A 12,839-nucleotide genomic window follows, 5' to 3' on the forward strand; every position below is an offset into this window, starting at 1 on the left:
TTCCACCGTCCGCGCAGTTACCTCCACCCGCAGACCAGCAGCCTGGATCACTACCACCGCCTCCTGTCAGCGGTCTTACGCCGACGCAGGGCGATCACCAGCACCCTTCTGGCCCAGCTGCTGGGCGTTACCCGCACCAACCTCTCCAACCAGTTCCAAGACGGGCACCGGCTCCTGGACCTGCATCGCATCGCCGTTACACCGCTGCCTGGGTCGCCCGCCCGGACCCTCGAACAGCTTCGAGTTCGCCTGCCTGACGAGGACCATCCGGAAGATCAACCCTGACAGTTATTCAGAATCAAGCCCCCGGCCGCACCGAGAACTGCCAGATCGGCGTCTTCGCCGCCTACGCCACCACACACGGACGCGCTCTGGTGGACCGGGAGTTGTACCTGCCCAAGTCCTGGACCGACGACCGCGACCGCTGCCTCGCCGCCCACATCCCCGACGAGCGGGCCTTCGCCACCAAGCCCGACCTGGCCAAGACCATGGTGCTGAGGGCGATCGCCTTGCCGCTGCCGATCGGCTGGGTGACCGCGGACGCCGCCTACGGTCAGGAGTGGCGGCTGCGCCGCATGCTGGAGGAGACCGGCCTGGGCTATGTCCTCGCGGTCCCCAAGTCCCAGCAGGTGCCGCACTTCGGACGCATCGATCACCTCTTCTCCCAGGCCCCCGACGAAGCATGGGAGCGACGTTCGTGCGGTGACGGCGCGAAGGGCCCGCGCGTCTACCACTGGGCGGCCCTGCAGATCGCGAACGTCGAGGACTTCGACGGCGAGATGCCCACCCACCAGCGGTGGGCACTGGCCCGCCGCAGCATCAGCAAGCCCGAGGAGATCGCCTACTACCTCGCCTACGCACCGCTCGGCACCACGGTCGAGCACCTGGTCCGCGTCGCCGGGACGCGCTGGGCCATCGAGGAAGCCTTGCAGGCCGCGAAGAACGAGTGCGGCCTCGACCAGTACGAAGTCCGCCGCTACACCGGCTGGATGCGGCACATCACCCTGGCCATGCTGGCGCATGCCTTCCTGGCCGTCATGGCCGCCGATGCCGCGACAAAGGGGGCAGCAGAAACGGTTCCTGCCTTGCCCCCCTCACCGTGGCAGAAGTTCGGCGACTCCTGGCAACTGGCCACTCACCCCTCGCCGTTCACCAGCCCCTCATCAGCGCACGCGCACTGAGATGGTCACACTGGCGCAGACGACGCCAAGCCGTCGCCCGCCGCTGTCACTATCAGCGTCGGGTGCACACGATCGAGGGGCGGCCCGGGAAAGAGAACACGGGCCGGCAACCAGCCCTCTACACTCACCCAGACCGCCCCTGAACAGGGAAAACGTCAAAGTGCTGCTGGAGTATTAGGAGCGGAAGTCGGCGCCGCGGTAGCCCCGGACCGCCCACACGTGGGGCAATGCTCAAGACCTGTGGGTCGGCTTCGGGTTGGGCGCAGAAGGCGTACCTTCCCGAATGATCCTTTGATGGTCACCGAGTAGGCCCGCGTTCGCAGCGCGGGTCGGGAAGGCCCGCCCGATGCTCAGCGTAGTGAACGCCGACGGTTCGACCGAGTCCGGCTCCCTGATCGACGAGATCGTCCGCGAAGGCGCCCGGCGGATGCTCGCCGCCGCGCTGGAGGCCGAAGTCAACCAGTACATAGCCGAGTTGGCCGCGGTGACGGACGGGGCCGGGCGTCGTCTGGTGGTCCGCAACGGCCACCACCGGCCGAGGACTGTGACCACTGCTGCAGGTTCCGTCGAGGTCACAGCCCCGCGCGTGAACGACAGGCGGGTGGACGCGGCCACCGGCGAGCGGATGCGGTTCTCCTCGAAGATCCTGCCGCCGTGGTGCCGCAAGTCGCCCAAGGTCAGCGAGGTGCTCCCCCTGCTCTACCTGCACGGGCTGTCCTCGGGGGACTTCGTGCCTGCGCTGGAGCAGTTCCTCGGCTCGGCGGCCGGTCTGTCGCCGGCGACCGTGACCCGGCTGACCAAACAGTGGCAGGACGACCACGCCGCCTTCCAGCAGCGCGACCTCGCCGAGTCCGACTACGTGTACGTGTGGGCGGACGGGGTGCACCCCAAGGTCCGGCTCGGACAGGCGCACTCCTGTGTCCTGGTGCTGATGGGCGTGCGCCTGGACGGCACCAAGGAACTGATCGCGCTGGCAGAAGGGCTGCGTGAGTCAACCGAGTCGTGGGCGGATCTGCTGCGTGACTGCCGCCGCCGCGGGATGCGCGATCCCGAGCTGGTCGTCGGTGACGGCGCAATGGGCCTGTGGAAGGCACTCGCCGAGGTGTTCCCGGCCGCCCGCCACCAGCGGTGCTGGGTCCACAAGGCCCGCAATGTCACGAACGCCCTGCCGAAGTCCGCACAGCCGGGCGCGACGAAGGCGATGCAGGAGATCTACAACGCCGAGGACCGCGCGCACGCCGAGAAGGCGGTCGAGGTGTTCGCGAAGACCTACGGCGCCAAGTTCCCCAAGGCCGTCACGAAGATCACCGACGACCGCGACGAGCTGCTGGCGTTCTACGACTTCCCGGCCGAGCACTGGATCCACCTGCGGACCACGAACCCCATTGAGTCGACCTTCTCCACCGTCAAGCTCCGCACCAAGGTCACACGCGGCGCCGGCAGCCCCGCCGCAGCCCTCGCGATGGTGTTCAAACTCGTCGAGTCCGCCCAGGCCCGCTGGCGGGCGATCACCGGCGCCCACCTCGTACCACTGGTCCGCACAGGCGCCCGGTTCGAGAGCGGCGTCCTGGTCGAACGCCCGCGGGGCGCTGCCTGATCTTGTGGCGGGTGGCCGGGATAGGGCAATTATTTAGACAGGAGTGGGTCTGCCATGACAGAGGTCAGTCGGATTGTGCAGTCTCACGCTGACGGAGCACGTCGTAGCCCACGAACTCAAACAGCCGGGTTCCGGTGCGCAGGGGTCGAGGCGTGCCGGTGAACCGGTGCACACCGACCCCGTAACCAGCACCCGGTTCGGACAGCCACTGCAGTTCGAAACCCTGCTCGCCGAACCAATCGCAGATCATGGGCACTCTGTCGGGGGCGGCACGGTTGCGGGTCCAGATGACGGTGCCACCGGTCTTGCACAACTGGTTGCAGGCGCCGATGGTGCCCTCAATGTCGCTGTCGGTGATGTTTCCGAAGACACCGCAGACCAGAACGAGGTCCGCGGGGGTCATGTCCCGGTACTGGTCGATGAGGGAGGCATCGCCCGTCACGACCTCGACCTGGTCCAGCTTTGCCAGGCGGGCCGTCTCCGAAGCCGCGGCGGTGTTGCGGGCGTCCAACTCCACAAGCCGCGCCCGCACCTCGTGGCGGCGCGGATGATCGGACAGGACGTGGAGGAGGTCGCGACCGTCCCCGGCGCACAGGCTGATCACCTTCAGCGGCCCAGCTGGGGCATCGTCCAGGGCCGCCCGGGTCTGCGATTGAACGGTCCGCAGCCTCCGTGCCATCCAGGAGTCCGCTACGTCGTACTTGCCATGCCAGGCGTTCCAGTCCATTGCCGCACCCTACGGCTGACCACAAGCCGCAGACGATCCAATTTCGATCACCGCAGGGGCAACCGCTGCAGCGACCAAGAATGAGCCACAGCCCGTCAGATCGCGGCGGTCACATCCTCCGTCATCGGGACAATCGTCGAGCGGTCATCCACAGGTCTTGACAATTACTCCCACACGTGCTTCAGGCGTGGGAAGGCATCAGTGGCCCGGGAGAACAGCACCGCGGCGCCATTGGGGTCGCCGACGTTGGCCGGGCTCAGGGTGTCGACGAGCAGGTGTCGCTTGATGCCGCTGACCTTCTTGCCGCCGTCGTATCCGTCTGGCCACCGCGTTCACTGGCCCGGACGCTCTGGCACACGCCTTCTTGCTGCCGCTGCCGCTGCCGCCAGTAGTGGTAGACCGTTTGCCACGGCGGCAGGTCATGCGGAAGCAGTCTCCAAGCGCAGCAGGCCCGCAGTCAGTAGACCAGCGCGTTGAGGATCTCCCGCCGTGCGTGTATCGCCGGTTGTCCGCCGGGCTTGACCGCCGAAACCAGGGGACAAAGGATCTCCCACTCCGGATCGGACAGATCCGTCGAGTAACGGGTACGCAGCCCGTACACCCTAGCTCCGAAAGTACGCGACCACCCCGCTACCAGGCGACTGCCCGCTGACAGGCTTTTCAGACGCCCTCTAGCGATTGGGGGCTGCCGTACTAGCTGATGTCAGTACGCGGGCCGCCGCGCGATCGCTAGTATTCGGTTTCGGTTGGCCACCGAGTTGCCCCGGCTCGACAGCCCGAATTACTCACTGAAACACCCCATATCGCGACCCTGGCTGAGTCGCAGCCGACAAGCCGTCCGACTAATTCCACCTGCGCTCTGCTCCGCGGTCTCCTGCGGAGGAGCCGTCAGGCAGGCAACGGTTCCCAGAGACTGGGGAACCGACCTCATACGAAGGATCTGACTCATGGCAAAGTCTCTTGCGAAAACACGACTGCCTGAGGTGCGCGACCGCTTGGAGACGATTGGCCCGCTGGGCGACGACTCGCTCTCCGAGCGAGGCGAGGCGGTGGTCCGCAGGCTCAGCAGGCGCGACGAGATGCGATACTTGCTGGACGGGATTCTGTCGGACGACCGTCAGCTCGGCGAGATCGCGGCGCGGTCGTACTATCACGCGAACAGCTTCCTTAAAATTGTTTTGGCGGTGGGCGACGAGAACGCCTGGAAGCTTCGTCTGCACGTGTGGCACCCGCGGTCGGAGGCGGATCTCCTGCCGAGGGAGGACATCCACTCGCACCGCTGGGACTTCACGACCGCCCTGCTGCTCGGCGAGTACAACGCCCGCGAGTACATGATCGCCCCCGGCGACGACTACCACCACTACCGGTACACCCCGGTTCGAGCGGACCAGCACTTCTCGCTGGAGGCCATGGGGAGCAAACAGCTCGCCAAAGTCTGCGAAGTCAATGTTCAAGCCGGCACGGTCTACCATCTTGACCATCGGATCCTTCACAGCATCGCGCGTTCCAACGATGGGCCCACGGCCACGGTGGTGCTCCAGGGGCCCATGTTGCGGGATACGACGAATGTCTATCGCACGAGCCCGGTCAGTGAAGAGGGCGGCGGAGACAAGGGGATCTACGTCGAACGACCTTCCGTCGACCAACTGCGCGGGGAGCTGGCGCAGCTCCACCACTGGTTGTGACGCGGGCCAGGAGCGCGGAAACATGACCCCGTACAAGTACCCGGCGGATGCGGCAGCCCACTTCACCAAGCACGGTGTCGATCTCACCGTGTACGGGCAAGTGGACCCATCCGTGACCGTCGTCCACGTCAGTGTCTCGGAAGGCCACTTTCAGGAGTTCTACAACTCGGAGAGCAGCTATGTGTATCACGTCATCAGTGGCTGCGGCACCTTCTATCTCAATGACGATGCCGTGCCGGTGAACGCCAGGGATCTGGTCGTCGTTCCACCGATGGCGCGCATCTACTATTTCGGCGCACTGGAGATGGTACTCACGGTCTCCCCAGCGTTCGACGAAGCGAACGAACGGCACGTCAGGTTTCTGGAGAAGAGTCAGATTTCGGACACGGCCCGCTCATGAAGTCCTCACTCCACCCCGACTCGGAGTTTCTTGAGCTGGCGACCTGGAACATCGGAGGTGGGATTCTCGGAGTATCTCATCAGCGCGGTGGAACCCCCTCGCCTGACTACTACGCCTCGGTGCTCCAGCGGCACGCGCCGGATGTGGTCTGCCTTCAGGAGGCGCACGACTACTTCGGGTCTCGGGAGAGCCAGCCGCACTACTTGGCGCGCCAAGCGGGCTATCCGCATGTGGAGTTGTTCCCCACCAGCGTCTCGCACCTGGCCGGAGACGCCGATTTCGCACTGGCGGTCCTGTCTCGGTTCCCGATCACGAACACGGTCTACCGGCAGTTCCCCAATCCCGGCCGGACCGGAACCGGCCCCGACGGAGAGCCATGGACGCTGGACGACAAGGGGTACCTAATCACCCGGATCGATCTAGGGAATCATGAGATCGGGCTGATCAACGGGCATTGTTTTCCGCTGCGGCACTTCGGCGCGTGCGCCACGGATCCGGAATTCGCCGAGGGTTGGGCCATGTTGGTCCGAGACATGCTGACTCTGCGGAAGTCCGGTCCAGCGCTGGTCGCCGTCGACCTGAACCATGACCCGATCGAGGACGTGCTGAACGCGGCTCTCGGACGAGGCAAGTACCTGAACGCATTTCCGATCGGCACAGCGGTCAAGGGAGCCAAACGAGACTATGTCCTCTACGGGCCGGGGATGCGTCTGCTGTCGGCTACGGCGACAGCCAGCGAATCCGATCACGCCTACCGGCAGGTGAGGTTCTTGGTCGAGTATTCGGTCCCGGATGAGTGACTGTGTCCGTCAGCATTCGCCCTGGTCTACTCTGATATATGAGGTACGGTGGCAGAACGTAAAGGCGTCGTGCCCAGCACGGCTGCACGAGAACAGCACGAGCGTGAGCTCTTTGGGTTGGCCCGCCGACTTCGCGATGGCCATCACCGCGGCCGGGAGGCGCTGAGTCTGGTCCCAAGCGAGAACCGCCTTTCCCCGTTGGCGCAATTGCCGTTGCAGCTTGATTTCTACAACCGCTACTTCTTCAACGAAAACCACGACCCGGATTTTTGGCAATTTCGGGGCGGGGAAAGCATCGCGGACATCGAAACGGATGTGGCGTACAACAGCTTGAGCATGCTGTCCGGTGCCCCGTTCGTGAACCTCCGCCCGGTCTCCGGGCTCAGCGCGATGATCATCGCGATCTCGGGCATGGGGGGCGAGACTGGCAGCACGGTGGTCTGTGTCGACCCCGCGAGCGGAGGCCACTATGCCACCGTGGCGGTGATTAAGCGTTTTGGCTTTGTTCCGGCTATGGTCTCGGTCGAGGCGGGTGTCGTGGATGTCGATGGCCTGCGAAAGATCCTGTCCGCGCAGGACGTATCCCTGGTCTACCTTGACCTGCAGAACAGCCTGCACCTGCTGGACGTCGCACCGGTTGCCGCCTGCCTGGCCGAGCACAGCCCGCACACCTTGCTGCACGTCGACGCCAGTCACACCTTGGGACTCATTCTAGGCGGTCAGGTGCCCAACCCCCTTGAGCTCGGCGCGACCTCCTTCGGTGGCTCTACGCACAAGACCTTTCCCGGGCCGCACAAGGGTGTCCTGTTCACCCGGCTACCGCGGGTGTGTGAGCTGATCAAGGACGCGCAATACGTCTTGCTGAGTAGTCATCACTTCGCCGCGACCCTGGCACTGGGCCTGGCGGCGCGCGAGTTCCAGTACTTCGGAACGACTTACGCCCGTCAGGTGGTTGTCAATGCCCGGCGGCTCGGTGCTGAGCTGGCGGCGCGGGACTTCAAAGTCGCCCGCTGCGCGGACGGGTTCACCGACAACCATCAGCTCTGGGTTGATGTCGGGGACCAGGCCGCGACGAACAAACTTTCCGGGGCACTGGCTCAGGCTGGGGTCCGGGTCAACGTCCAGACCGACATGCCGGGCTTCGCGGGTCCTATCTTCCGACTGGGCAGCGCCGAGGTGACGTTCGAAGGCGCTTCCGAGACGTCCATGACCCTCATCGCCGACGCCTTCGCGGCGGCTCGGAACGGTGAGGTCGATCGTGCGGCCAGATTCCGCGCTCGGGCGCGGCAGGCATTCGAGAGCCCCCACTTCTTCGTTGACCCGGAATAGGCGTTCACCACGATGTCGGTCTTGCTGCGACCTCGGCCTACAGCGGAGGACGGATACCGGTCGCGACCACTTGGATCCCTCCCGACCTCGATCCTTCGTGCGCCCAGTGGCTGCTGTCGCCAGCAGCTACTGCAGTGGCGGGGATCGGCGAGCCCGAAGAAGTCACGTCAGCGGCGCACGCCACCGGCGCGCGCGAGGCGATCGGCCGCGGGCCGGCCGGGGGCTCGCGGTGGGGGCCACGTGGATCTGAACCGGATGCCGGTTTACGACGTCAGCCCGGTGCTCGCCGTGCTGATGCGTGCGCCGGTGGAGCTGGTTCCGTTGTACGCGGTCCTTGCGTTGCTGCATTACGAATCGAGTGGCGCGGTGTTCGGCACCTGTGTGGGTGACCTGCCATTAGGTCGCTGGGGTCCTGCGGCATCCGGGGTTCCACGCTACCGCGATGACAGCTGCCGCGACCGTCCACCGAGTCGTGTCAACGAGCGGGCCCCAGGTCGCCGCGTTACCGACAAGGACGGTGAACTCACGGCTCGTGTGGAATTGGCTGAGGACCGCTTCACTGCAAGGACGCCGACCAGCTCGCCGAACGGTTCGTCGCTGATGCCGGCCGGCTGAACGTCGCGCCGCATTAGCCCGTCGGCCCGCTGGATGAGGCAAGGTCACACTGCTCGCGCGACGACAAGTAGCCACTGAGAAGGGCAGAACCATGACGGATACCACTGGTTCCACACACATAGTGGTCGTCAACGACCACGAGCAGTACTCGATCTGGCCCGCCGGACGAGAGGTGCCAGACGGCTGGCGAGCCGTGGGAGGACCTCGTACACGTGAGGCCTGTCTGGACCACATCGAGCAGATCTGGACGGACATCCGGCCGCGACATGCCCGGACGGCTTCGACGGCCCTGACCGGTTCGACATCACCCGCCGTCCCAACCGGCACATCGCCCTGGGATCACGGGAGTGCCTCTACATCGGCGCGCTGCCCGCCCGGGCCGAGATGAAAATCCTGTTCTCCGAGCTCCTCGACTGCCTGCACACGATCGAGCCGGCGGGCCCAGCTATTCGGCTGAGCTCCGTTGTCGTCAACGGACTGGAGCGACTGCCCATCCGTATGGTGTCCAAGCAGCCCTGAGCGACCTTTCGCCCTCGTCTCACCACCCGACCTACTGCATTCCAAGGAGGACCGCGGTGCCCTCAGGCAGCACCCCGACCGCCGCCGATGTTGTCTCCCGTTTCCTCGCACACGCCGCGGCCCGGCCCGATGCTCCGGCCGTGGTGGAGGACGGTGGGATACTCACCTACGGTCAGCTCGACACTGCCTCGGCCGCCTTGGCGTCGCTACTGCTCCGTCGGTACGGCGTGGGCCGGGACTCCGCGCCGATCGTCGCTGTCCTCCTACCCCGTGGGGCGGCGGCTGTCGTCGCCGCCCTCGGCGTCCAGCGTGCCGGTGCCGCACATCTTCCGCTAGAACCCCGTGATCCTGACGACCGGCTCCGCCTGATCGCCAAGGACGCGAGACCGAAATGCCTCATCACCGACCAGGTCGGCCAGAAGCTTACTGCAGAGTGGGGGCTTCCGGTGGTCTCCATGGACGAAGCATCGGTCGAAGCCGTTCTGGTGGACCTGAGCGTCCCCACGCCCGCGGACTGGGCCGCCGTCATCTACACCTCGGGCACAACTGGCACTCCGCGCGGCGTGGTCGTGCACCACGAGGGCCTCGGCCATCTCGTTGCAGCCCACGCCGACCACTTCGGCACCGGTCCCGGCGACCGGGTCGGCTGGGCCTCCGATATGGGCTTCGACGCAGCCATGTGGGATGTCTGGTCGACCCTCGGCGCGGGTGCCACGCTGTACGTCGCCGAGGACGCGATCCGTCTCGACCCTGCCCGGCTCATCGCCTGGCTGGACCAGCATGAGATCAGCGGCATGTTCCTCGTGACCCCGCTCGCGGCCGAGCTGATGCGTAGGTACGACCCTCCCGTCACCCTGCGTGCGCTGCTCACCGGAGGGGACCGACTGTGGCAGGTCCCGCCCGGCCGAACGCGGTCCTGGCCTGTTCACAACGCGTACGGTCCCACCGAGGGGACGGTGGCGGTCACCTGGACCGGGCCCATCGCTGCTACAAGCACGGCCCCGTCACTCGGCCGCCCCCTGCCCGGTGTGGCCGTGCACATCCTGGATGCCACCGGAACTCCAGTGGCAGTTGGCGAAGTCGGAGAGATCGCCTTCTCAGGGCCCTCCGTCACGTTGGGCTATCTGCGCGACCCGCGGCGTACGGCCGAACGCTGGATCCCCAACCCGGTCGGCCACGGCACACGTATGTACCTCACTGGGGACCTCGGTCTACTTGACGCGGACGGCGAACTGTGGCTTGTCGGCCGGGCTGACGAGCAGCTGAAGGTCCGTGGCATCCGTATCGAACCGGCCGAGATCGTCTCGGCTGCCCTCGCCCTGTCCGGCGTCACTGGGGCAGTGGCCGTGCGTTGCGGCGAGCCGACCGACCCCGTGATCGGCCTTCTGTGGACCGCTGAGGCCACCGACCTGGACGAGGCGCAGCTACTCACCCACTTGCGCGGTCTGCTCGCCGCTCAGGTCGTCCCCAAGCGACTGCGCCGCGTCGCGGAACTGCCGCGTACTACTCGCGGGAAGATTGACCACGCCCAGGCGTCCGAGCTCCTGGCGGCGATCGACGACGTGACCGCCACCGTCCCGGCCGCCGTTCCCGCCGATCCCGTGGAGCGGCTGGTAGCCGAGATCTTCGCTGAGGTCCTGGAGGTGGAATCACCTGGGCCGGACGACACCTTCTTCGGCATCGGCGGCACTTCCATGCTCGCCGTCCGCGTGCTCGCGCGGCTGCGGGAGCACGCCCCGACCTTTCCCATGGTCCGCCTCTACCGCCAGCCGACGGTGCGGGAGGTCGCTGTAGCACTGCGCGAACTCGGCGCTGCCACCCCGGCCGACTGATCCCCTGGTTTTCTGGCCTCCGACCGTACAGGAGCCCCACATGCCCACTAACGATCACGACCTGGCCACCAGCCTCGCCACCCGGGCTGGTGAAGTCCTGTTCGCCGTCCGGGAGAGACCGATTCACGGACCACCCGCGCTGCGTGCGGCAGGGGATCAGGATTACCAGGAATTCCTGGCCGCCGAGTTGGCTGAGCACCGTCCCCACAACGCCGTCATGTCTGAGGAAGTGGCCGACGATCCCCGGTGGCTGACCGTACCGCGGGTGTCCATCATCGACCCTCTCGACAGCACCCGGGAGTTCAGCGAGGAGGGACGCGACGACTGGGCCGTCCACGTGGCGCTGTGGCAGGAGGGCAGGCTGGCCGCCGGCGCGATTGCCATGCCCGAGCGCGGTGGGTGCTGAGTTATACCGTCCCAGTGCAGCTGCCGCCCTGCGTCGACGGACTGGCGCGCATAGCTGTCAGCCGCACCCGGCCCCCGGCCTTTGTGGCCCACTTCGCCGAGGCGTGGGACGCGCAGACCATTCCCATGGGCTCGGCCGGAGTCAAGATCGCAGCGGCGCTGCTAGTGCTCTGACCGGGAAGGTTCGCCGGGTTGATGTTGGGGGCGGTTGGATGTGCGGTGACGTCCGTCTGATCGTTGGGGGTGTGGTGTCTGAGCCTGTCCGTGTACGCAGGTTGACCGATCAGGAGGGGCAGAAGCTTCAGCAGATCGTGCGTCGGGGCACCACCAGTTCGGTGCGGTACCGGCGCGCGATGATGCTGCTGGCTTCGGCCGGCGGGAACCGGGTGCCAGTGATCGCGAAGCTGGTGCAGGCCGACGAGGACACCGTCCGGGATGTGATCCACCGGTTCAACGAGATCGGGCTGGCCTGCTTGGACCCTCGGTGGGCGGGAGGCCGTCCCCGCCTGCTCAGTCCTGACGATGAGGACTTCGTCGTCCAGACGGCCATCGCCCGCCCGACCAAGCTGGGACAGCCCTTCACCCGCTGTTCCATCCGCAAACTCGCCGCCTACCTGCGGAAAGTGCACGGCCGTGTCATACGGATCGGCCGTGAGGCGTTACGGTGCCTGCTCGTGCGCCGCGGCGTCACCTTCCAGCGGACCAAAACATGGAAGGAGTCCCCGGACCCCGAGCGCGACGCCAAGCTCGACCGCATCGAACACGTTCTGGACCGCTTCCCTGACCGGGTCTTCGCGTTCGACGAGTTCGGTCCGCTCGGCATCCGCCCCACCGTCGGCTCGTCCTGGGCGCCTACCGGTCACCCTGAACGGCACCCTGCCACCTACCACCGCACCCACGGCGTTCGCTACTTCCACGGCTGCTACTCCGTCGGCGACGACACCCTGTGGGGCATCAACCGCCGCAAGAAGGGAGCCGGCAACACCCTGGCCGCATTCAGGTCGATTCGCGCGGCCCGCCCCGACGGCGCCCCGATCTACGTCATCCTGGACAACCTGTCCGCCCACAAGGGCGAACAGATCCGACGCTGGGCGAGGAAGAACAGGGTCGAGCTGTGCTTCACGCCGACCTACGCGTCCTGGGCCAACCCGATCGAGGCTCACTTCGGGCCGTTGCGGCAGTTCACCGTCGCCAACTCTCACCACAGCAACCACATCGTCCATACCCGGGCCCTGCACGCATACCTGCGATGGCGCAACAAGAATGCCCGGCATCCCGACGTCCTCGCCGCCCAGCGGAAGGAGCGTGCCCGCATTCGCAGCGAGAAGGGCCTCCACTGGGGCGGACGTCCAACGAAAGTCGCGTGATCCCACTCATGGCACCGGCGACACTGGCGCCATGACCCATGATCGTGAGGCTCTGCAGGGCAGTTGGAATCAGACCCGTGACCACCTCGACGCCGCCCGAGCCCACCTCACACGCCTGCCGGACATCGATCTCTCAGCGACGCTGGAGTTCCTGGAGCACAACGAACTGGGACTCGCCTTCGACTGCTTGGTCGATCTCGGTGACGACCTCGACATGCCCCTCAGTTTCTGGCGACACCTGGACCGAGCGGCTCGTGAGATGCGGCTTTACAGCGCTGCGCTGCGCAGGCCCCATCTCACAGCTGCCGACTTCTGTCGCCGTCACCTCGCCGCTGCCTCCGAGCAGGAATGATCCGCCAACCCGGCGAACCTTCCCGGTCAG

At 66.3% G+C, this 12,839-nt stretch carries 12 protein-coding genes and 2 pseudogenes; 13 read left to right on the forward strand and 1 reads right to left on the reverse strand.

Going from position 1 to position 12,839, the window contains the following annotated elements:
• The 3 genes and pseudogenes from H293_RS61910 to H293_RS0147645 form a co-directional block, all read left to right on the forward strand.
• A pseudogene (locus tag H293_RS61910) lies at positions 1-285 on the forward strand (hypothetical protein); the annotation flags it as partial.
• Positions 286-308: 23 nt separating this feature from the next.
• Positions 309-1,181, forward strand: a pseudogene (locus H293_RS52230) (IS701 family transposase); the annotation flags it as partial.
• A 346-nt stretch (positions 1,182-1,527) separates the two neighbouring features.
• Positions 1,528-2,778, forward strand: a complete 1,251-nt coding sequence (locus H293_RS0147645) for an IS256 family transposase (protein WP_020124809.1) — start codon at positions 1,528-1,530, stop codon at positions 2,776-2,778.
• A 64-nt stretch (positions 2,779-2,842) separates the two neighbouring features.
• Here the strand turns inward: H293_RS0147645 and H293_RS0147650 are convergent, their stop codons facing one another.
• Entirely contained in the window at positions 2,843-3,505 is a 663-nt protein-coding gene (locus H293_RS0147650; RefSeq protein ID WP_020124810.1) for a class I SAM-dependent methyltransferase, read from the reverse strand.
• A 947-nt stretch (positions 3,506-4,452) separates the two neighbouring features.
• Here H293_RS0147650 and H293_RS0147660 point away from each other — a divergent pair.
• From H293_RS0147660 to H293_RS0147700, 10 genes are all read left to right on the forward strand, one after another.
• On the forward strand, positions 4,453-5,190 hold the full coding sequence (locus H293_RS0147660) for a hypothetical protein (protein ID WP_028808850.1): 738 nt from the start codon (positions 4,453-4,455) through the stop codon (positions 5,188-5,190).
• A 22-nt stretch (positions 5,191-5,212) separates the two neighbouring features.
• Positions 5,213-5,590, forward strand: a complete 378-nt coding sequence (locus H293_RS0147665) for a cupin domain-containing protein (protein WP_020124813.1) — start codon at positions 5,213-5,215, stop codon at positions 5,588-5,590.
• Positions 5,587-6,390, forward strand: a complete 804-nt coding sequence (locus H293_RS0147670; protein ID WP_020124814.1) for an endonuclease/exonuclease/phosphatase family protein — start codon at positions 5,587-5,589, stop codon at positions 6,388-6,390. The genes H293_RS0147665 and H293_RS0147670 overlap by 4 nt, the downstream gene beginning before the upstream one ends.
• Positions 6,391-6,438: 48 nt before the next feature.
• A complete protein-coding gene (locus H293_RS52240; protein WP_078612941.1) occupies positions 6,439-7,719 on the forward strand; it encodes a PLP-dependent aminotransferase family protein in 1,281 nt (426 codons plus the stop codon).
• 240 nt (positions 7,720-7,959) lie between these two features.
• Entirely contained in the window at positions 7,960-8,334 is a 375-nt protein-coding gene (locus H293_RS58945) for a hypothetical protein (protein WP_158694591.1), read from the forward strand.
• A 91-nt stretch (positions 8,335-8,425) separates the two neighbouring features.
• Positions 8,426-8,722 (forward strand): MbtH family protein, encoded by a 297-nt coding sequence (locus H293_RS56745; protein WP_078612942.1) that lies wholly within the window; start codon positions 8,426-8,428, stop codon positions 8,720-8,722.
• 187 nt (positions 8,723-8,909) lie between these two features.
• Entirely contained in the window at positions 8,910-10,685 is a 1,776-nt protein-coding gene (locus H293_RS0147685; protein WP_020124817.1) for a non-ribosomal peptide synthetase, read from the forward strand.
• 40 nt (positions 10,686-10,725) lie between these two features.
• Positions 10,726-11,091 (forward strand): inositol monophosphatase family protein, encoded by a 366-nt coding sequence (locus H293_RS53550; RefSeq protein ID WP_020124818.1) that lies wholly within the window; start codon positions 10,726-10,728, stop codon positions 11,089-11,091.
• 247 nt (positions 11,092-11,338) lie between these two features.
• The gene (locus H293_RS0147695) at positions 11,339-12,457 is read left to right on the forward strand and encodes an IS630 family transposase (protein WP_310591947.1); all 1,119 of its coding nucleotides are present in this window, start codon (positions 11,339-11,341) and stop codon (positions 12,455-12,457) included.
• A 31-nt stretch (positions 12,458-12,488) separates the two neighbouring features.
• The gene (locus tag H293_RS0147700) at positions 12,489-12,809 is read left to right on the forward strand and encodes a MafI family immunity protein (RefSeq protein ID WP_020124820.1); all 321 of its coding nucleotides are present in this window, start codon (positions 12,489-12,491) and stop codon (positions 12,807-12,809) included.
• Positions 12,810-12,839: the final 30 nt, after the last annotated feature.

It is taken from the genome of Streptomyces canus 299MFChir4.1 (assembly GCF_000383615.1).
GTDB lineage: Bacteria > Actinomycetota > Actinomycetes > Streptomycetales > Streptomycetaceae > Streptomyces > Streptomyces canus_C.